This window comes from Pyxidicoccus sp. M15, assembly GCF_056858435.1.
In genome coordinates, this window is sequence record NZ_CM166495.1 from 9,559,802 (window position 1) to 9,579,791 (window position 19,990).

The window sequence follows — 19,990 nt, forward strand, 5'->3', positions numbered from 1 at the left end:
ACTCACGGAGAAAGGGTGCGCCGGTGGGTGAAGTAGGGAGAGCGCACGAGGCTGACGAGCGCATCCCCCAGCTGGAGCCGCGGGTTGGCCTTGAAGGCCGAACGCATGTCGGCGAGCAGCTGCTCGTCGACGGTGTCCTCTTCACGTCCCATGGCGTAACGGAACAGCTGCAGGGGCACGCAGTCGGCCACGTCCTCGCTGGTGGCGAGCGAGCGCGCCAGCTCGCCACCGCCGGTGAAGGGGAAGATGCCGGTGGAGTAGTCCACCGAGCCCTTGGCGTCGATGGCGATGCCGTTCTCCGTCGTGCGGGCCTTGCCCAGGCCGTCGAAGTTCTCGAAGCCGAAGCCGATGGGGTCGATGCTCCGGTGGCAGCCGGCGCAGGCGGGGTTGTCGGTGTGCGCGGCGAAGCGGGCGCGGGTGGTGGAGTCCGCGGCGGGCGCGGGGGGGATGATGACGATGGTGGCCGGCGGGGGCGGGATGTCGCGGCACAGCAGGCGCGTGAGGACGAACTTGCCGCGGCGGATGGGCGAGCTGGAGTCGAAGAGGGCGTAGGTCGCCAGCACGCTGGCCTGGGTGAGGATACCCGCGCGGTCGGCCGGCAGCGGCACCCTGCCAGTCGTGCCGTTGGGCGTGCTCGTGGTGCCGTAGAACTGCGACATGCGGCCGTCGGCGAAGGTGTAGTTCGCGCTGAGCAGCTCCTTCACGGAGCCGCCCTCGTTGGCAATCACGTGGTCGATGAAGGCCCGCGTCTCGGCCTGGCTGGAGTCCTTGAACGCCGCGCTGAAGGCCGGGAAGACCTGGTTGTTCTTGTTGAGGTTGGCCAGGCCGGTGATGCCCAGCCACTCGCGGATGAAGTGGGCGAGGCGCTTCTGCGCGGCGGGGGTGGCCAGCAGGCGGCGCGCGTGCGCCTCACGCTGCTCCGCCGTCTTGAGCTCCCCGGCCTCCGCGGCGGCGAGCAAGGCCGCGTCGGGCGGGGCGGCGGTGATGGCGAAGGAGAGCGCCGAGGCGACCTCGTGCGGCGTCATCCGCACCACCTGGTTGCCGGACTCACCCTGCTCGCCCAGCTCCGTGCGGTAGAGGAAGGAGGCCGACGCGAAGAGGCCCTGCAGGAAGATGCGGTGCGCGGTCTCCGGGTCCGCCGTCTTCCGGACGTCCTTCCAGAAGGCGAGCAACTCCGCCCTGTCCTCCGTCGTGAGGGGCCGGCGGAAGGCGCGGCTGGCCACGTCGAACAGGATGTCCGTCGTGCACTTCTCCTCGTTCGCGTCCGCCGGGCACCTGGTGTGAATCTTCAGCTGATTCTTCGCGAACTGGGCCGCGGTCAGCGCGGCGTTGTCCACCTGGTCCGCCAGCAGCGACGTCACCTGGAGCCGGTCGTGCGTGCTGAAGCCGAGGATGGTGTCTTCCGGGGCGAAGGTGCCGCTCAGCGAAGATATCCCCGGCACGACGGCGGCGAGGCTGTTGTCGTACTCCACCCGCGTCAGGCGGCGCACTCGCGCCGAAGACGCTTCCGATACCTCCGGAGGCTCCTTCTCGGTTCCAGGTTCGTCGCCGGAGCAGGATGCGGCCGCCAGCAGCAGCGCCGCGGGAATGCAGAAACGGATGATTCGCATACGAAAGGCACCCTCGTACCAACGACTCCCAGAAAACCCCCTCTGGAGCGCTGGCGCGTTGACAACTTTAACCGTTCACTCCGTCACGACTGGTGAGGATTTCGTGACCGCGTGCAAATGCCACTCGCGTTGCAGTTCCACTGGCGCGTTTCGCCTCGGCGGACGAAAGCGACCGGTCTTCTTCTTGGAGTCCAAGATTTGCGGAGTTCCTGCGCCCCACAGCCACCCACTTCCACCCGCGAAGTGGCAGCAGGCGAAGCACCCGCGCACGGCCACGACGCGCGCGAAACTACCACCAGGCTCCGCGCATCCGGAGGCCCGCGCGGATGACTGGCTCGGTGGGCAGGGGGGCGAGCACGCGCGCGCCGCGGGGCGACGGCGTCAGGCCGGACGGGCGCGGTGCTCCACGCCTTGGGCGCCGGCCACCACGAGGTCCGTCGTCAGCCCGAGGAACAGGCCGTGGCCCACCACGCCCGCGCGCGAGCCCAGGCGCACGGCGAGCTCCCCGGGGTTGTCGATGGGGCCGAAGCGGCAGTCGAGCACGCGGTTGCCCTGGTCCGTGAGGAAGGGCTCGCCGCGCGCGTCGCGCCGCGGGGTGACGCTGGCGCCGAGCGACTCCAGGAAGAGCGCCTGCGAGCGCCAGCCGAAGGGCAGCACCTCCACCGGCAGGGGCCAGAGCGTGCCGAGCTTCGGCGACAGCTTGGACGCGTCCACGACGATGACCACGCGCCGGCTGGCCTGCGCGACAATCTTCTCGCGCAGCAGCGCCCCGCCCCCGCCCTTGATGAGGGACAGGTCCGGAGCCACCTCGTCCGCGCCGTCCACGGTGACGTCCAGGTCCGGGTGCTCCTCCAGCGTGGTGAGGGGCACGCCCAGCGCGCGCGCCTGCGCTTCCGTTTCGCGCGAGGTGGGCACGCCGAGCACGTCCAGGAGCTGCCCCTGCGCGCGCAGCTCCGCCAGCCGGTGCACGGCGAACACGGCGGTGCTGCCCGTGCCGAGGCCCACCCGCATGCCCGCGCGGAAGAACGTATCCACCGCCCACGTGGCGGCCTCGCGCTTCAACCGGGAGGTGTCGTCGACCACCGAGTGGCTCATGCGCGGGAGGCTACTCCTCCCCGCGGCGGGAGGGAGACGCCGGGCGGGGCATCGCCGCGTGAAGGGCCCGACACTCGACGCCCTGGAGATGCCCCGCCGGGGACGGGCGCACGGGCCGGAGGCCCTCCCAGAACGGAGGGCGCCCGGCCCGCGACGGCTCAGTTCTGTACGGTGAAGCGGATGGTGAGCGGCACGCCCGTCAGCCCGGCCGCGTTGTCCCCGGAGAAGGGCAGCGCGCGCAGCACGTGGGTGCCGGCGATGAGCGAGAAGATGCGGCCGTTGGTGTCCTCCTGGTCGCCAATCTCGTAGTTGGCGGTGTTGTCAATCTCGGAGGGGACGTTGTCGTAGTAGAAGCGCACGCTCTGCACCACGTTGGCCGGCGTCACGTCGGCGCGGATGTCCAGGGAGGTGTGGCCCTGGGCCGCCAGGTCGCTCAGGTCCACGAGCGAGCCGTTGACGAGCGTGCGGATGACGACGCCCGTGGAGGCATTCACCAGCGAGAAGGTCAGCACCTTGCTGACGGCGTTGGGCAGCACCGTCTGCGGGTTGATGAGCAGCGGGTTCTCCGCGAGGAAGGGGCGCGCCTGGAAGCCCACGAAGGTCTCCGGGTACAGGCGCGTCCAGTCCACCAGCGTGCGGTACGCGGACAGCTCGCCCAGGCGCGAGGCGTGGTCATGGTCGCTGCGCCAGTGCACACCCGCGAAGAGGCGCCCCACGCCGATGTTGGAGGCCAGCTTGTCCAGCTCGTCGAACATCATCAGCGGGCCGCCGCCGTAGGCCACCAGCGACGTGCCCGTGGAGTCTGGAGTCTGGGGGTTGATGATGGGCGCGTCGTTGTAGAAGGCCTTGAGCATGGCCACGCCCGCGCCGATGTACGTGGAGTGGCCCGACGCGTAGGCCGGGTGCGTGGGGCTGCCTTCCGGGAAGGCCTGGGGCAGCAGGTACGTGCCCGTGCCCCCGTTGAGCGTGGCGGTGCGCGCCAGCACCAGCGGCAGCACCGGTGAGGCCAGCAGCTCCGCGGGCACCGGGTAGGTGCGCGCGCCCGTCAGCGTGTTGTGGACGCGGCCGCCGTACTCCTCCGGGCGCAGGCGCCGGTGCACCTGCCACTTCTGGAACCACTGCGCGCGCAGCACGGTGTTGGTGACCAGGCCCACCAGCGTCTGTGCATCACTGTTGCCGAAGGTGACGAACGGGTCCTGCGTCGCGTAGCTCCGGTAGGGATTGAGGACGTCATGCCCCGCCGCGGACGCCTTGGGGTCCGGGTCATACTTGCCGTTGCTCAGGAAGTCCGTCTGGCGGGCCAGCAGCAGCGCGGCGGCCAGCGGCGCGTTGCTGGGGTAGTCGGCGTGGACGTACTCCGCCAGGTCGCGGCCGTTGCGGATGTAGCGGCGCTGCGAGTCGTAGTCCTGCAGCGTGTCCACCGGGTCCGCCGGGCTGACGCCGTTCTGGATGTTGAGCCACTCGGCGTAGGCCGTGACGCGGTCATCCCCGGCGGGACGGGTGAGGTTGCGCTGGTTGATGACCTGGAGGCCGGTGGGCTCCACGCCCGACGCCGGGTTGGTGTCCGTGGAGATGGCCAGCGGCCCGGTGGTGAAGGGGATGTCCTTGAGCAGGAACTGCGACAGCCACGGGCCCTGGGTGGCGCCGGGCAGGTCCGCGCGGAAGATGACGGCGGGCGTCACCAGGCCGGTGGAGAGATTGCGGGCGCCGCGGTACTCGCGCACCGCGCTCAGGCGCGTGGCCGCCTGGGCGATGGTGGCGTCGGTGGCGTACTGGTCGAAGCGCACGTCGCGCACGAGCGACATCCAGTACAGCTCGTCCAGCTCCCCCGACACCTCGTCGCTGGTGAAGGTGGGCGCCGGAACCATGGTGACGGCCTGCGGGTCCGCGCCCTCCAGCGCGAAGGAGAAGCCCGCCTGCGGGTTGACCCACTTGCGGTCTCCGCCCAGGGGAATGCCCTCCGTGTTGCCGCTGGCGAGCAGCGCCTGGACCCACGCGTCGTACGTGGTGACGTTGGGCTCTCCCAACGCGTTGTGTGACAGGCCCTTCGAGTAGTTGGCGAAGCGGGTGGGGTACAGCGTCTCGTCCCCGTTGTTCTGGTGCACGGGCAGCGGCTGGTTGCGCTGGAATGTCGCGGCGTCCACGCGAAGCTGCTTCGCCTGGTCCGCCCGGGCGACGTTCTGCGCCTGGGCGGCCGGCGCCAACAGTGCCAGCAGCAGCGGCACGCTGAGAGTCGGAGTCTTCATCGTCATGGTGGGGCGCTCCTCGGTGATGGGGGTACCCGGGCCATCGAGGATGAAAGGCACGTGGTGGGGCCCGGGCACTGAGGAGACGAAGCGGTGCGCCGCGCATCGCACGCGAACCGCGGGAAGCCCCGAGCGAGCGTCAGCCAGCCAACGCATGCCACCGGGCCGTCACGCCATCGGGAGAAGATTGCAACCCCGTTGCGGCCACGAAGCGCTCGGGACTGGCGGGGCCAGGAGCGCGGGTTCGCGGGCCTTTCGGGCAGGTGACACGGAAGCGGGGGGCTTGCGTGTCACCACCGGGGCCGCGCGGAAGGCGCGGCCCCGGTCCGGACGACTACAGGTTGAAGGTGCCGCGGAGGCCCAGGATGATGAGGCCGTACGGGCCGTCATCCACGGGGGCCAGGTTCGTCTCGGTGGTGGTTCCACCCAGCGCGGGGGGCAGGGTCGTCGTCGTGGTGCCGGCGCGCACGGTGTAGCGAGCGTAGGTGCCGGTGAGGTACGGGCCGAAGGACAGGGAGTTGGTCAGCCGCCACTTGCCGCCGACGGTGACGTTCACGAACTCCGGGCCGCGGATCTTGCTGTCGATATCCAGGGCCACGTTGGCGCCGGGCACGGGCGTGGGGGCCGAGCCCTCGATGGTGGAGTTCAGGAGGACGATGCCGAAGCCCAGGCCCACGAAGGGGTCGAAGGTGGCTTCGGGCGAGAAGTGGTACTGCACGTTCGGACCGAGGCGAAGCGAGCTGGTCGCGCAGTCGAACGTATCAGGGCACGAGAACGGGTTGTTCTTGGTCAGCACCTTCGTGTACTGGCCGAAGGCACCGATGTACCAGTTCGGGTTGATGCGATAACCCACGTCCAGCAGGACCGCGAGGCCACCGTTGGCGACGTCGCTGAGCTTCACATCGCCGACCGTCCCGTCAGCTCGCGGGCCGTTCTTGTAGACGTAGCCCGCGCCGGCCTGGAAGCCGACCCCGACGGTGAGCTCCAGCCCACTCTTGACGCTGGAGCCCGTCGTCGCGACCTCCTCCGCCATCGCAGCCGAGGAAAAGAGCGTGGTCGCTACCGCAAGGGCCTTGAACAGCCTTCCCGTCATATATCCCCTCCCAACAAGTGAGCTTTCACTTTATGACAGCCTGCACCACTCGCGTAAGGTGCGCTGCGTCGTGACATGAGCGGTCATTCAGGACCTGGGGGCAACTCAGTGGCGTTTGTCTGGGATTTCCGCCTTCGCGCGATGTATTCGACCCTGGATGGAAAATTGACAAACCGATGCGCGAGGCTGTCAGGGGCGCAGACAATGTCCGCATGAACGTCACCCTGGAGCAGGCCCGCGCGCTGGATGCCCTTGCCCGCCATGGCACCTTCGCGGCGGCGGCGGGGGCCCTGCACAAGGGACACACCGCGGTGCTGTACGCGCTGCGCACGCTGGAGGAGCAGACGGAGCTGACGCTGCTGGACAGGCGCGGCTACCGCACCCGGCTGACGCCTGCGGGCGAGCGGGTGCTGGAGCACTGCCGCAAGCTGCTGGCGGCGGAGCGGGAGCTGGAGGCCGCGTGCGCGGAGATTCGCGCCGGCTGGGAGCCGTCGCTGCGCATCGTCTTCGACGGCATCTTCCCCGCCGAGCCCCTGCTGCGCGTGGTGAAGGAGCTGCGCGCGGAAGAGGCCGGCACGCGCTTCCATGTGTCCGCGGAGTTCCTCGCCGGCGTGGAGGCGGCCTTCGTGCGCGAGGAGGCGGACCTGATGGTGTCCGTGCTGCCGCCCACGCTGCCGGGCCTGCGCGGCTACAAGCTGCCGGAGCTGAAGGCGGTGCTGGTGGCCCACCGCGGGCACCCGCTGGCGAAGCGGCGCGGGCTCTTGAAGGACGAGGAGCTGGCGGAGCACCTGGTCATCACCGTGCGCGGCTCGGACCCCCGGCTGCAGCTGAGCACCGGTGTGCTGGAGACGCGCTCCACGGTGCACCTCAACGACTTCGCCGCGAAGAAGGCCGCCATCCTGGAGGGGCTGGGCTACGGCTGGCTGCCGGAGCACCTGGCCGCGCGCGAGCTGCGCCGGGGTGAGCTCAAGGCGCTGAAGCTGGCCCGGGGCGCCACGCACGTGTTCCACCCGCAGCTGTACCACCGCGCCAGCGTGAAGCCGGGCCGCGCGGCCCGACGCGTGGTGCAGTTCCTCACGGGCGCGGAGCCGGAGTCGTGAGGGCGACGTGACGGGCGCGCGGGCGGCGTAACGGGCGCGCGGGAGGCGTGACAGGTGCGCGAACGGCGTAACGGGCGCGCGGGCGACGTGACAGGTGCGAGCGCGCGGCGGCGCGCTACTGCGCGACGGTGCCGCAGCCGCCCGTCACGTTGGACGCGGGCTGCCCGTCGAGCGTGTTGCCCGTGAAGACGTTGTCGGTGGCCAGCACCAGGTCCGCGGTGCCGGAGCCCCGGTTGCAGACGATGACGCCTCCCGCGCCGCCCCGGTTGTTCACGAAGCGGTTGCCCTTCAGCGTGACGGCCCGCGCGCCCAGGTGCTCCACGTAGATGGCCGAGCCGGGGCCCTGGACCACGAAGTTGCCCTCGAAGAGGTTGTTCTCCAGCAGGTCGTTGTCGGGCTGGAAGTAGTGGATGGCGCCGCCGCCGCCCAGGTCGACGATGTTCTGCGGGTTGGGCATCGTGAGGAGCGGCCGGGGCACCAGCTCCGTGGTGAGGTAGCCGCGGTACGCCTCCACGCCGTTGTCGCGGAAGGTGCTGCCACGCACCACCGAGTTGCGGCCGTGGGTGATGCACACGGCTCCGCCACCGGACATGGCATAGGTGCCCGGCTGCCCGAAGCGGTCGATGTCGATGACGCGGTTGTCCTCGAAGAGGGTGTCCTCGATTCGAGAGCCGTCGGTGTACATCAGGTCCAGCGCGGCGCAGTGCGCGGACGCCACGTTGTCGCGGAACACCGAGTGGGAAATCGTCACCGGGCCCGGGTAGAAGGCCCACAGCGCACCGCGGGTCCAGTCGCGGTCACCGTTGTACTGGTTCTTGCGCACCTTCTCGAAGACCATGTGCTCGAAGCGGGGGTGGCCGTCGCCCACGGAGTTGGGGCCCTGGAAGTTCATCCCCCACCAGCCGTACGGATTGGTGGACGTGAGCAGCACCGGCTTCTGCGCCGTGCCCTGGACGTGGATGGCGCCGAAGACCCGCACCTCCACCCGGCCCTTCTGGTGGTTCATCACGCTCTCCGGCGTGGCGGCATCCACGTCTGCCTCCGTCACCTCCGGGCGACCGCGGAAGTCGAGGATGACGCCCGGCTCCACCGTGAGGACCTGGCCCTTGGGAATGGTGACGACACCATTGGCATCCCCGACGACGCGGTACGGAGAGCCCGCCTCCGTGAGCCGGCCCGACAGCGTGCCGGTGACGACGGTGCCGCCATCCGCCGGCACGGGGATGACGGGCCCCGCGTCCGAGCCGCCATCCGACGTGCCCGCGTCCCAGCCTCCGTCCGCCGTCCCCGCGTCACCGCCCGCATCCGTCCCTGGCATGACGGCGCCCGCGTCCTCCTCCTCCTGCACCACCGTCGGAGGCTTCGCTTCCGGACCGGACGAACAGGCGGCGGTGAGCAGACCCACGACGAGGAGCGGAAGGGACAGCTTCCAGCGGGGCGGGACGAGGGAGCGCATGTCCCGCCGCGCTAACACGCCGCTCGAAGCCCGCCAACCTCTGTTAGAAGCGGCACCCCATGGCGAACGAAGTCCTCGTCCTGACGTACTCCGGCTGTGACACGTGCAGGAAGGCCCTGAAATGGTTGGAGGCGCACGGTGTCCCGCACCAGGTGCGCCCCATCGTTGATGCGCCGCCCACCGTGGCGGAGCTGGGGCAGTGGATTCCCCGCAGCGGCGTGTCCGTCCGCAAGTGGCTCAACACCAGCGGCCAGAGCTACCGCGCGTTGGGGAAGGCGAAGGTGGACGCCGCGTCCGACGCGGAGCTGGTGTCCTGGCTGGCCGCCGACGGAAAGCTCGTCAAGCGGCCGGTGCTCGTCACCGCGAGCACCGTCCTCGTCGGCTTCCAGCCGGACGCGTACGCCCGGGTCTTCGACGGCGCCCGCTGAGGGCACGCCGTGGGAGCGGGCGAGGGAGCAGGCGCCCGGCGTGTCGTCCCTCGCGCGTTGGGACCTGGAGTGAAGACTCCTTTGCTTCATGGAGACCGGCGCGCGACGTCCGCTCGGGGAGATTCTCCTGGAACTGGGCGTGCTCAACCGCGCCCAGCTCCGGGTGGGGCTGGTACATCATTTCGAGACCCACGTGCCGCTCGGCCGCGCGCTGGTGCGCGAGGGCGTCTGCACCGAGGCCGACGTCCTGCGCGGCCTGGCCGCCCAGCTCGGCGTGGAGGCCGTGGACCTGGAGCACGCGCTGCCCGAACGCGCCGTGGCCTCTCTCATCCCCTCCCGCATCGCCCGGCAGTACCGCGCCGTCCCGCTCCGCGTTGAAATGGTGCAGCTGGAGCAGGGCGAGCGCGAGGTGCTCCACATCGCCCTGCCCGCCCCGGTGTCGCTCGAAGCCGTGGACGCCGTGCGCGCCGTGTCCGGCAAGCCCCGCGTCGAGGCGCATGTCGCGTCGGACCCGGCGATTGCGCGCGCGCTGGCCGCGCTCTACGGCATCGAAGAGCCCGCCGAGCCCCCCGCCGGCCCCACCCCGGCCCCCGGTGGCCCCCTGCTGCTCTACGGCTGGCCGCCCGTCACCGCCGTCCTCATCTCCCGGCAGCTCGCGCGGCACGGCATCTCCGCCAAGGTGGCCACGCCGCTGGAGGTGCTGCACACCGGGCCCAACGACGTCGTGCTCGCCCCCATCCAGGCCATGGAGGGGCTGCTGGCCGGAGAGGTGCGCATCGCCGGCTCGCTCATCGTCCACGGCACCTCGGACGACGAGGGCTTCGAGCGGGCGCGGCAGCTCGGGGCGCGCGGCTTCCTGGCCAACCCGCGTGACGAGCAGCTCCTGCTGCGCGCCATCCGCCGGCTCCGCCCGGACGGCAGCACCTCCGGCCTGCCCGGGGGGCCGGACTCCGCGCCCCAGTCCCACTGACGCACCAGGCCAAACACCCACCTCCGCCCAGGCCCGCAGCTCGAAACCCACAAAAAAGCGAGGGGACCCAGCAACTCCTGGCCGCGCTCTCGGAGAATGAGAACCAAAGGGTGCCCACACGGGCACCCGGTGTCATCTCGCCGGAGCCCCCCATGTCCTACTCGCCCATCGGAACCCGCCGCCCGCCTCCGCCCCCGCCGCCGCCGGTGCGCCGCGAGCCCCCGGCCCAGCCGCAGGGTGCGCGCAACCCGCGCGTGGACACGCAGGCGCAGGGCTCGGTGGAAGGGCCTCGCAGCAACCTCGTGAGCGGCCAGTCCAGCTTCCAGGCCGGCGGCGCCCGCGCGGAGACGAGCGGCACCGGCCCCGGTGGCATCGAGACGCGGGCCTACGCGCAGGGGCCGTCGCTGACGGCGGACGCGCGGGTGGACGCGGACATCGGCCTGTCCGGTATCGACGTGAGCCTCGACGTGGACATCGACGCCACGGCGGTGGAGGCGGGTGCCGGGGCCAGCAAGACGGTGGAGTTCGAGGTTGCCGGCGAGCAGTACTCGGTGGAGCTGGACCTCGAGGCGATGGGCCGCATCGGCGCCGACGGGCACATCAACCTGGACCTGCACGTGGGCACGGATGGAAACGTGTCCATCAACGCCGCGGCCTCGGGCTTCGCCGGCGCGCAGGCGAGCCTCACGGGCTCCATCGAGCTGAAGCACGAGGGCGACACCCTCGCGTCCGGCAGCATCACCGCCAGCGCCAGCGCGGGTGTGAGCGGTGACGCCCACGCCGACATCGGCCTGAATGGCGGCAACCTGGAGTTCGACGTGGGCGTGGAGGCCACCGCGGGTCTGGGCCTCGGCGTAGAGATTGAAGGCTCCGTCAACCCCGGCAACGTGCTCAAGGCCGTGGGTGAGACGGCCGCCGCGGCGGGCGGCGAGATTCTGGAGAACGTGGCCGAGGGCGCCATCAACGCAGGCGGCGCGGTGGTGGACGCGGCCGGCGACGTGTTCTCCGGCGCGGTCGGCGCCCTGGGCGACGTGGCCAGCGGTATCGGCAACGCGGCCAGCGACGCCTGGAACTCCGTCTTCTAGGCAGCGCCCCCCGGCAGGAAAGGCCCGGCCCCTCACGGGGCTGGGCTAGACTGCGTGGACATGGCCGCCGTCTCCAAGCTCGCATCCTCCGCCGCGCGCCTCATGAAGCAGGGCCTCCTCAAGGAGGCGGCCCGCGAGTTCGAGCGCGCAATCTCCCAGGACCCGAAGGATGCCAGCGCGCTGCTGGGGCTCGCACGCCTGCGCCTCGCGCAGCATGACGAGCCCGCCGCGCGCGCCGTGCTCCAGCAGCTCATCGCCCAGCACCCCACCCACCCCGAGGCGCTCAGCCACGTGGCCCGGCTCGACGCCGAGAAGGGGGATGCGCGGGCGCTGGAGCTGCTCGAGGCGCTCGCCGCCCAGCCGAAGGCCGGCTACTTCGAAGTGCTCAACCACGGCCGGGCCCTGCTCGCGCACGAGCAGTACGCCGCCGCGGTGCCCGCGCTGGAGCGGGCCCTTTCCATGCAGCCCGGCAACGCCCAGACGCTGACGTACCTGGGCCAGGCGCTCCAGGGCGAGCGCCAGCTGGACGCGGCGCTGAAGCGCTACCAGGAGGCCGCCGAGGCCACCCGCACCGAGCACCTGCCGCTGCTGCTCGCCTCGCGCGTGCAGGTGCTCCAGGGCCATGTGGGCGCGGCGCTGGTGACGCTGCGGCAGGCCATCCTCCGCGCGCCCAGGGAGGCGTCGCTGTTCCGCGAGTTCGCCTCGCTGTGCCTCTTCGCAGGCGCCCCCGACGCGGCCATACGCGCGGCCATCGAGCTGCGCCTGCAGCTGCCCGAGAGCGCGGACGCCATCTACCTCCACGGCCTGTCCGCCTTCGTCGCCGGGAAGAACGAGGACGCCGACCGCATCCTCCGCGAGGCGCTGGTGAAGGCCCCGGACTCCACCCCGGTGCGGGTGGCGCTGGCCAAGGTGCGGCGCCGGCTGGGAGACGACGCGGAGGCGCAGAAGCTCCTCGAGGCGGCCCTCGCCACCGAGCCCTCCGACGTGGGGGCGGCCAATGACCTCGCCGTGCTGCACCTGTCGAAGCCCGGCGGCGCCGCCAGCGCCCGCGCGGTGCTCACCGAGGCCCTGAAGGCGCACCCCGACGACGCGGGCCTGCACCTCAACATGGCGCTCGCCCTCGCGGACAGCGACGCGGCCCGGGCACGCACGCACGCGCAGCGCGCCCAGGCCAGCGCCGACCGCCACATCCGCGAGCAGGCGGACCGGCTCGTCGCGGCGCTCGGCTCGAAGTGACGCCGGGCGCGTGAGGCGCTACCCCGGCGCGAGGGCCCTGCAGGCCCAGCACCTCGGGGGACACGGGCGCGTGAAGCGCTACCCCGGCGCCAGGCCCAGCAGGCCCAGCACCTCGGGGTACACCTTGCTGGCGAAGTAGCGGCCGCCCGCGACGGTGAAGTGGACGCCGTCCTCCATGCGCAGGCGCATCGGCTTGCGGAAGCCCTCGACGCGGGTCTGGACGAGGGCGCGCCCCTTCGCGTCCGTGAAGAAGGGGCGAGTCTCCAGGTGCAGGGCGTCCTGGTGAGAGGAGACGACCTCTCGCTGGAGGCCGCGGATGAGCGTCAGCTTCTGCTCGAAGCGCTTGCGCCCGGTGGCCGGCAGCTCCAGCCAGACAATCTTCCGGCCCGGCGCGGAGAGGACCTTCACGAAGTCCTCCAGCCGCTGGCGGTAGGCCTCCTCCCACTCGGGGCGGCCCCAGTGGATGGGCTTGCCGCCCTTCCCGTCCTTGAGCGACTGCCCGTCGTTGCCCCCGATGATGACCACCACGACGTCCGGCTGGTGGCGCTGCACCTCCTGCTGTCCCACCGCCATCCAGTCGAAGAAGTCCGGGCGGGCCAGCCCGGTGGAGGACTTCGCGCGCCGGGCGGTGCGGATGCGCGGGTGCGCCTCCAGCCGCGCTTGCAGGTACTCGCCAAAGCCGGTGGCGATGAGGCTGTCGCCCAGCAGCAGCACGGTGTGCGAGCGCTCCGCCGCCGGGGGCGACGGGCTCACGGCTGGAGGAGACGCCGGCAACACGGGCGCGGCGTGTAGCGCCTCGCGTGGCGCGCCAGCATCCGGTTCGGACGCGGCCAGCACGGGAGCGGCGAGGAGCAGGGGGACGAGGGTGAGCGCGCGAGCGAGACGGTTCCGCATTGCCGGCCGAACGCTACCGGCCGGACGCGGTCAGGTACATCCCCCTTCCGGTGCGTGGCGCGGGTGGCACACGGTGGGTGAAGGGCCGGGCGGCCTGACGCCTCCACGACGCGGGCGGACCCGCACTCCGCCCCACCCCTTCGGGCAGTGGACTCGTGGAATGAAGGTTCCTTCCGGGGCTGCCGGCCACCGGGTGGGGCGGCCCCCGTTGCCTCACTCCGTGCCGGCCGCCCACGCGTCGCGAATCAGGCGGCACCGCCGGCCGCGCGTGGCCACGCGGGTGCGGTGAGGGGCTGTGCGGGCGTCAGCGCCTCCAGCCAGGGCCGCATCAGCCGGGCGCACTCCTCGGGGTGGGTGAAGTAGGGCACATGGCCCGCGCCGCGCAGCAGGTGCCGGGGCGTCCCCGACGGGAGCGACGCGGCCAGCCGCTCCAGCGTGGACGGCGGCACGAGCACGTCGCGGTCCCCCTGGATGCACACACAGGAGACGGAAAGCCTGCGCAGCTCCGGCGGCGGCGCCTCGTCGCCAATGGCCAGGGCGCGGTGCCACGTCGTGCTGCGCTCCACCTTCGTGGTGGGCACCACCTCGGCGACCCGGTCGAGCGACACCGGCCTCCACGCGGCCAGCCCCGCCGCGACGATGCCGGGCCTGCCCCACAGGGCGATGGGCCCCATCATCCCGATGACCCGCCCGCGCGCGCCCAGCTGGGAAGGCCGGGTGAAAGAGCCCAGGAAGGCCACGCCCCGCGCCGCGCCGGCCGCCGCCAGGTGCGCCGCCACCATGCCCCCGAAGGAGCTGGCCACCACCGCGTCGATGTGCCCCGCGGCCTGGAGGACCTGCCGCGCCAGGGTACCCGCGCCACAGGCCGCATGCCCGCCCTCCGGGTACTCGACCAGGACGGGACGGACCATGGGAGTGAGTTGCTCGGCGAGCGCACGGAAGCCGGAGCCTCGCGCCCCCAACCCGGGAAGCAGGAGCACCCTCGGCCCCCTGCCCCACCCCAACTCCGTGAGCTGCACCTCTCGACGCATGTCATTCCCTCGCGGACGCGGCCAGGAACACCGCGAGCGCGCCGGTTCTGCCCGGCCCACCCGTCAGCATGCACCGCGGGCGGGCAGGCGCAACCCGTCCGCCGGCCTCAGGACCCGAGGGGTGGAAGGCCGGCCACGCGGTCCAGGCCGAGGAAGGCCCGGGTGCGCGCGTGTTGTGGACTGGCGAGCACCCGGGAGGGGGGGCCCTCCTCGATGATGCGCCCGCCATGCAACACCAGCATCCGCGAGGCCAGCTCGCGCGCGAAGCGCATCTCGTGCGTCACCGCCACCAGGGTGAGCCCGTCCCCGCGCAGCCGCGCCAGCAGGTCCACCAGCTCGCCGACGCGCTCCGGGTCCAACGCGCTGGTGGGCTCGTCCAGCAGCAGCACCTCCGGCTCCATCGCCAGCGCGCGGGCGATGGCCACCCGCTGCTGCTCACCGCCGGACAGCTCGGAGGGGTAGGCGCCCTCACGGTGGGACAGCCCCACCTTCGCCAGCAGCGCCCTGCCCTGCTCCGCGGCCTCCTCGCGGCCCAGGCCCTTCACGTGGACGGGCGCCTCCGTCACGTTGCCCAGCGCCGTGCGGTGCGCGAACAGGTGCCACTGCTGGAAGACGAAGCCCACGCGGCGGCGGATGCGCCACAGCCGCTCGCCCTGGGCGCGCGCGTCGCCCGGCTCCAGCACGTCGTCGCCCACGCGCACCGTGCCGCCGTCGAAGGGCTCCAGCCCGTTGAGGCACCGCAAGAGCGTGCTCTTGCCGCCGCCCGAGGGGCCCACCAGCGCCACCACCTCGCCGGGGCCGAAGGCCGCGCTGATGCCGTCCAGCACGGTGCGGCCCTCGTAGCGCTTGCACAGCTCCTTCACTTCAATCATCCGCGCGCAAGCCTCGCTTCCAGCCGCCGGGCCAGGCGGGACAGGGGGTAGCTCATCGCCAGGTACAGCAGCGCGCACAGCGCTCCGGGCAGCAGCCAGCTGCGCACGTCCACCGCGGTAATCGTCATCCGCTTGGTCAGCTCCACCACGGAGATGACCGACACCAGCGAGCTGTCCTTGAGCAGCGCGATGAAGTCGTTGGTGACGCCCGGCAGCGCCACCCGGAACGCCTGCGGCATGATGACCCGCCGCAGCGCCAGCCGCAGGGGCATGCCCAGCGACAGGGCCGCCTCGAGCTGCCCTCTGGGCACCGCCAGCACGCCCGCGCGGTACACCTCCGCCTCGTAGGCCGCGTAGTTCAACCCCAGCCCGAGCACCGCCGCGGAGAGCGCGTCCAGCCGCAGCACGCCCGCGAGCCCGTAGTAGAGGACATAGAGCTGCAGCAGCACCGGGGTCCCCCGGAACAGCTCCACATAGGCGGTGGCCAGCCGGCCGGCCCAGGCGGGCCCGTACAGCCGCACCAGCGCCAGCCCCACGCCCAGGGGAATGGCGAGCGCCATGGCGCCCACGGACACCAGCAGGGTGACGAGGGAGGCCTGGAGGAACAGCACGAGCTGCCCCCAGCCCAGGTGCGTGGTGCGCGTGTCCGCGAGCACCTCGCGCGTCTGCGCGTCCGTCCAGTCCACCATGCGCTGCTGCGCGGCGCTGTCGATGCCCCAGCGCCGGAAGATGGCGCGCAGCTCGCCCGAGCGGGCGACGCGCACGAGCGCCTCGTCCAGCGCCGCGCGGAGGTCCTCCTCGCCGGGCCGCACGGCGATGGCGTAGTAGCCCTCGCCGACGTCACCCACCACGCGCAGGCCGGGACGCGGCTGGCCATAGCGCTGGGCGATGAGGTCGTCCATCAGCACGCCCTCCACCCGCCCCTGCTCCAGGTCGATGTAGGGCTCCTCCACGCCCTCGTAAGGCACCGCCTGCGCCCCGACGCGCAGGAGCGACTCCCACGCCTGGGAGTTGGCGAGCGTGCCCACGCGCCGGCCCTTCAGCGACTCCAGCTGGGTGACGCTCGCGTCGTCCTTGCGCGCCAGCAGCCGCAGGTTGAAGACGAAGTAGGGGCGCGTGAAGAGGATGCGGCCGGTGCGGGCGGGGGTGATTTCAATCCCGTTGAGCGCCACGTCGAACGAGCCCCGCTCCAGCGAGGGGATGAGGCTGGACCAGTCGTTCTGGACGAACTGCGCGCGCACGCCCAGCTCGCGCGCGAGGGCGTCCGCCAGCTCCACCTCGAAGCCGCGCATGCGGCCCGGCACGTCCGGGTCCTCCATGGCGTAGGGCTCTCCGCCCTGCGCGTCCGCGCCCCAGCGCAGCACGCCCGCGCGCCGGACGCGCTCCAGCCCCGAGGCCTCCTTCGCGCCACATGACAGCAGGGTGAGCGCCAGGAGCGCCACCGCACAGGTCCAGAGGGAAGCGGGCCTTCGCGCCCGGGGCAGGAGCTCTCGCATGGGGATGCCGGCCCTCGACATAGGCGAAGTACCGCCCGGCATCCAGCGCGCTGCCGGAACGTCAGCGGCGGTCGGGGCGCGTGGTCCTCACGGAATCTCGCCGCAGCCACCCGGCGCTGAGGCGCAGCGCACGGCACAGCGCGACGAGCGTGTCGACGGTGGGAAGCAGCTTCCCGCGCTCCATGCGCACATAGGCCTCCGGAGGAAGCAGGGCCGCCTCCGCGACCTCGGCCTGGGTCAGTCCCGCGCGCAGCCGCGCGGTGCGCAGCCCGCTCCCGACGTGAATCCCCACTGTCTCGTCCATCCACACCATCCTTTGACACCGTAGGTTCTACCCCAGAGGTTCTCCGGCTGTCAGGCACCCTTCGAGGTCTCCTCGGGAAGGGGAACCTACACCGTGGCCCTGGAGCGCCCCGCGCCTTCCTGCCTCCTCTCCATCCGGACGGGCTCGGAAGGCCGAGAGCTGAATCCCACCCTGTCGCAGATGCGAGAGTGACCCGGCGACACCGTCACGGACCCAGGGCAATTCGCGTGGGCCTCCGTTACAGTGCGCCGCAGAGGAGCCGACGCTGTCATGGAAGCTTTCAAGCTGCTGGTGGTGGACGACGAACCGCAGGTGGCGCACGCGCTGCGGCGGCTGTTCCGGAGAGAGGGCTTCGACGTCCAGGTCGCCTTCAACGGGAGCGAGGCCCTGGAGCGGCTCAAGGAGTTCAGCCCGGACATCGTCCTGACGGACTTCCGGATGCCGGGGATGACCGGCAGCGAGCTGCTCCAGCGCGTCAAGCGCAGCCATCCCCTCGCCCTGCGCCTCATCATCTCCGGCTACGCGGACTTCAAGTCGGTGGTGGCGTCGGTGAACGACGGAGAAATCTGCCGCTTCATCAGCAAGCCGTGGGACGACGCGGAGCTGGTGACGTACCTCAAGGCCCTGCTCCGCCAGCGCGAGACGATGGCGCAGCTGTACGCGCCCTTCCGCGCGGCCCCGCCGGGCGTGAGCGCGGAGGTGGGCATGTCCGACGCCGCCATGGTGCTGAAGGTGCAGATGTCGGACCCGGCCTTCCCCGCGGAGCAGGCCCTGTCCATCATCGAGCGCTTCGCCGGCGTGCTGGCCGCGGACAGCCTGAAGATGGTGGGCGGCCTGCTGGAGCGCTACGGCGGCCGGCTGTCCTTCGTCGCCGAGGTGGGTGGCCCCCAGCGGCTGCGGCTGGAGCTGCCGGTGCGCGCGGAGGAGGCGCAGCCGTCGGAGCGGCCCGGTGTAGGCAACGCATGAGGCAGCGGCAGTCCCTCAGTCCCGTCGACCCCGAGGCCGATGCGAAGTGGGTGAACACCCGCCTCAAGCACGTCACCCTGGGGGCCTGCATCCTCATCCACCTGCTGCTCGTCCACGCCCTCTGGGGCCAGTGGCGGCGCATCGCGGTGGTGACGGTGGCGTTCGCGCTGGTGACGGGCACCAACATGGTGCTGGCGCGCCGCTTCTTCTCCCAGCACACCCGCACCGCGGAGTCCGTGCGGTTCTTGATGAACATGGGAGCCACCATCGTCTACGGCCTCGCCAGCGACTGGGCGCTGCCCATGTGGCTGTACCTGCCGCTCAACGCCCTCTGGGTGGACCGCTTCGCGGACCCGGGCGCGCGCCGGCGCCTGGGGTGGATGCTGGCGCTGGTGGCGGGCGTGGCCCTGCTGGACGGGTGCCCGCCCATGGTGCCCGCCTGCTTCGTGCTCGCGTCGCTGCTCGTCTACTTCATCTCCGAGGGCCGCGTCTTCCTCACCCACCAGGCGCTGCGCAGCCTGGCGCAGCAGCATGAGGAGCTGGCGCAGGCGCACCTGAAGCTCGACCGGGCCCACCAGCGCTCCCGCGAGCAGGAGCGCCTGTCCAGCCTGGGCATGATGGCGGCCGGCGTGGCTCACGAAATCAACAACCCGATGAGCTACGTGAAGAGCAACGTCAACTCACTGCTGCTGGACCTGCGCGCGTGCCGGCAGCTGCCGCCGGAGCTGCACGAGTACGTGGACGACGTGCTGCCCGCCACGCTGGACGGCATCCGCCGGGTGACGGCCATCGTCGCGGACCTGCGCCGCTTCGCGCGCGGGGACCCGGAGGCCATGGAGGAGTACGACCTCAACCAGGAGGTGGCCGTCGCGCTGCGCATCGCCCGCGGGCAGCTGGGCCCCCAGTGCGACGTCGCCGTGGAGCTCAAGGACCTGCCACACCTGTTCGGCCATCCGGGACAGGTCGCCCAGGTGGTGGTCAACCTGCTGATGAACGCGGCCCAGGCCATGCCGGACGGCGGGCGCATCTTCCTGTCCACGCGGATGGAGGGCGAGGAGGCCGTGCTGGAGGTGCGCGACAGCGGCATGGGCATGACGCCCGAGGTGCGCGCGAAGCTGTTCGAGCCCTTCTTCACCACCAAGCCCGCGGGCGAGGGCACGGGCATGGGCATGGCCGTGGTGCATGGCATCGTCACCTCGCACCGCGGGCGCATCCACGTGGACACCGCCCCCGGCAAGGGCACGACGTTCACCATCCACCTGCCGCGGATTCCCCCGCTGGAGCTGGGGCTCTCCGCCCCCTCCGAGTTCACCCGGCCCCTCCCGGACACCACCTGAGGCCGGGCGCGGCCACCGTGCGCCCGGGCCCCTCGGTGCGCCGTGCTCAGCGCTTCAGCTCGGCGTCGACGAGCTGGGTGAAGTCCGCCAGCGGGCGGGCGCCCATCACCGGCTTGCCGTTGATGAAGAAGGTGGGCGTACCGGTGACGCCACGCTTCTGCGCCTCCACCCTGTCCGCGTCGACGTAGTTGGCCAGCGTGGCGCTGTCGAGCGCCTGGCGGAAGCGGCCGAGGTCCAGGCCCAGCCCCTTGGCGTAGCCCTCCAGTGACGCACGGTCCAGCGAGCGCTGGTTGTCGAAGAGCACGTCATGCATCTCCCAGAACTTGCCCTGCTCGTTCGCGGCCATGGAAGCCACGGCGGCGAGCTTCGCGTTGTCGTGCATGGGCAGCGGGGAGTGGCGGAAGACGATGCGCACCTGGTTGCCGTACTTCTCGCGCAGCCCGTCGATGATGGCGGCGCCCTTGGCGCAATAGGGGCACTCGAAGTCCGACCACACCTCCACCGTCACCCGCGCATCGCGGGCGCCAATGGACGGGGCATCCGCGCGGGGCGTGGCGGCAATGGGCTTGCTCTCGGCGTGGGCATGCGCCTTCGGACACTCCTTGTCACAGTGCTTGTCGCCAGCGAACGCGGGGAGGGAGAGCGCCAGCAGGGCGCCAGCGGCCATGGCGGTGGTGACCACGAGCTTCATGGGAAGACCTCTTTCGGATGGTTGGGAATCGGGCGCCGGGCCTCCCGCTGGGGAGGCCGGCGGCGCGGGGCTTCGTGGCC

General features: G+C 71.8%; 18 protein-coding genes. 7 read left to right on the top strand and 11 right to left on the bottom strand.

What is annotated here, in order from left to right:
* Nucleotides 1–2 precede the first annotated feature (2 nt).
* The 4 genes from ACX9TP_RS35225 to ACX9TP_RS35240 all read right to left on the bottom strand — a co-directional run bounded on the left by ACX9TP_RS35225 (nucleotide 3) and on the right by ACX9TP_RS35240 (nucleotide 6,044).
* On the bottom strand, nucleotides 3–1,442 hold the full coding sequence (locus ACX9TP_RS35225) for a DUF1592 domain-containing protein (RefSeq protein WP_482975030.1): 1,440 nt from the start codon (nucleotides 1,440–1,442) through the stop codon (nucleotides 3–5).
* A 549-nt stretch (nucleotides 1,443–1,991) separates the two neighbouring features.
* Entirely contained in the window at nucleotides 1,992–2,705 is a 714-nt protein-coding gene (gene rpiA, locus ACX9TP_RS35230; protein ID WP_482975031.1) for a ribose-5-phosphate isomerase RpiA, read from the bottom strand.
* A gap of 158 nt (nucleotides 2,706–2,863) precedes the next feature.
* Nucleotides 2,864–4,957 (bottom strand): vanadium-dependent haloperoxidase, encoded by a 2,094-nt coding sequence (locus ACX9TP_RS35235; RefSeq protein WP_482975032.1) that lies wholly within the window; start codon nucleotides 4,955–4,957, stop codon nucleotides 2,864–2,866.
* Nucleotides 4,958–5,285: 328 nt separating this feature from the next.
* Entirely contained in the window at nucleotides 5,286–6,044 is a 759-nt protein-coding gene (locus ACX9TP_RS35240; protein WP_482975033.1) for an outer membrane beta-barrel protein, read from the bottom strand.
* Nucleotides 6,045–6,256: 212 nt separating this feature from the next.
* Here ACX9TP_RS35240 and ACX9TP_RS35245 point away from each other — a divergent pair, with 212 nt between their 5' ends.
* A complete protein-coding gene (locus tag ACX9TP_RS35245; protein WP_482975034.1) occupies nucleotides 6,257–7,144 on the top strand; it encodes a LysR family transcriptional regulator in 888 nt (295 codons plus the stop codon).
* A gap of 115 nt (nucleotides 7,145–7,259) precedes the next feature.
* On the opposite strand, the gene ACX9TP_RS35250 is transcribed toward ACX9TP_RS35245, so the two are convergent.
* Nucleotides 7,260–8,600 carry a right-handed parallel beta-helix repeat-containing protein gene (locus ACX9TP_RS35250; protein ID WP_482975035.1) on the bottom strand — a complete coding sequence of 447 codons (1,341 nt, stop codon included), beginning with the start codon at nucleotides 8,598–8,600 and terminating at the stop codon, nucleotides 7,260–7,262.
* A 59-nt stretch (nucleotides 8,601–8,659) separates the two neighbouring features.
* Between ACX9TP_RS35250 and ACX9TP_RS35255 the strand changes: the two genes are divergently transcribed.
* The 4 genes from ACX9TP_RS35255 (at nucleotide 8,660) to ACX9TP_RS35270 (ending at nucleotide 12,319) form a co-directional block, all read left to right on the top strand.
* Nucleotides 8,660–9,028 carry a Spx/MgsR family RNA polymerase-binding regulatory protein gene (locus tag ACX9TP_RS35255; protein ID WP_482975036.1) on the top strand — a complete coding sequence of 123 codons (369 nt, stop codon included), beginning with the start codon at nucleotides 8,660–8,662 and terminating at the stop codon, nucleotides 9,026–9,028.
* A gap of 88 nt (nucleotides 9,029–9,116) precedes the next feature.
* Nucleotides 9,117–9,998, top strand: coding sequence for a GspE/PulE/PilB domain-containing protein (locus ACX9TP_RS35260; protein WP_482975037.1), 882 nt, complete (start codon nucleotides 9,117–9,119; stop codon nucleotides 9,996–9,998).
* A gap of 152 nt (nucleotides 9,999–10,150) precedes the next feature.
* A complete protein-coding gene (locus tag ACX9TP_RS35265) occupies nucleotides 10,151–11,083 on the top strand; it encodes a Circumsporozoite protein (protein WP_482975038.1) in 933 nt (310 codons plus the stop codon).
* 60 nt (nucleotides 11,084–11,143) lie between these two features.
* On the top strand, nucleotides 11,144–12,319 hold the full coding sequence (locus ACX9TP_RS35270; protein WP_482975039.1) for a tetratricopeptide repeat protein: 1,176 nt from the start codon (nucleotides 11,144–11,146) through the stop codon (nucleotides 12,317–12,319).
* Nucleotides 12,320–12,397: 78 nt separating this feature from the next.
* On the opposite strand, the gene ACX9TP_RS35275 is transcribed toward ACX9TP_RS35270, so the two are convergent.
* The 5 genes from ACX9TP_RS35275 to ACX9TP_RS35295 form a co-directional block, all read right to left on the bottom strand.
* A complete protein-coding gene (locus tag ACX9TP_RS35275; RefSeq protein WP_482975040.1) occupies nucleotides 12,398–13,213 on the bottom strand; it encodes an SGNH/GDSL hydrolase family protein in 816 nt (271 codons plus the stop codon).
* Between the two features lie 245 nt (nucleotides 13,214–13,458).
* The gene (locus ACX9TP_RS35280) at nucleotides 13,459–14,244 is read right to left on the bottom strand and encodes an alpha/beta fold hydrolase (RefSeq protein WP_482975041.1); all 786 of its coding nucleotides are present in this window, start codon (nucleotides 14,242–14,244) and stop codon (nucleotides 13,459–13,461) included.
* 107 nt (nucleotides 14,245–14,351) lie between these two features.
* Nucleotides 14,352–15,116: an amino acid ABC transporter ATP-binding protein gene (locus ACX9TP_RS35285; protein WP_482975042.1), complete on the bottom strand. Its 765-nt coding sequence runs from the start codon at nucleotides 15,114–15,116 to the stop codon at nucleotides 14,352–14,354.
* Nucleotides 15,113–16,612, bottom strand: coding sequence for an ABC transporter substrate-binding protein/permease (locus ACX9TP_RS35290; RefSeq protein WP_482975043.1), 1,500 nt, complete (start codon nucleotides 16,610–16,612; stop codon nucleotides 15,113–15,115). Before ACX9TP_RS35290 ends, ACX9TP_RS35285 begins: the two co-directional genes overlap by 4 nt.
* A 61-nt stretch (nucleotides 16,613–16,673) precedes the next feature.
* The gene (locus tag ACX9TP_RS35295; RefSeq protein WP_482975044.1) at nucleotides 16,674–16,916 is read right to left on the bottom strand and encodes a helix-turn-helix domain-containing protein; all 243 of its coding nucleotides are present in this window, start codon (nucleotides 16,914–16,916) and stop codon (nucleotides 16,674–16,676) included.
* A 270-nt stretch (nucleotides 16,917–17,186) separates the two neighbouring features.
* Here ACX9TP_RS35295 and ACX9TP_RS35300 point away from each other — a divergent pair, with 270 nt between their 5' ends.
* Nucleotides 17,187–17,882 (top strand): response regulator, encoded by a 696-nt coding sequence (locus tag ACX9TP_RS35300; RefSeq protein ID WP_482975045.1) that lies wholly within the window; start codon nucleotides 17,187–17,189, stop codon nucleotides 17,880–17,882.
* Nucleotides 17,879–19,219 carry a sensor histidine kinase gene (locus ACX9TP_RS35305; RefSeq protein ID WP_482975046.1) on the top strand — a complete coding sequence of 447 codons (1,341 nt, stop codon included), beginning with the start codon at nucleotides 17,879–17,881 and terminating at the stop codon, nucleotides 19,217–19,219. The genes ACX9TP_RS35300 and ACX9TP_RS35305 overlap by 4 nt, the downstream gene beginning before the upstream one ends.
* Nucleotides 19,220–19,265: 46 nt before the next feature.
* Here the strand turns inward: ACX9TP_RS35305 and ACX9TP_RS35310 are convergent, their stop codons facing one another.
* Entirely contained in the window at nucleotides 19,266–19,910 is a 645-nt protein-coding gene (locus ACX9TP_RS35310) for a DsbA family protein (RefSeq protein ID WP_482975047.1), read from the bottom strand.
* Between the last annotated feature and the right edge of the window lie 80 nt (nucleotides 19,911–19,990).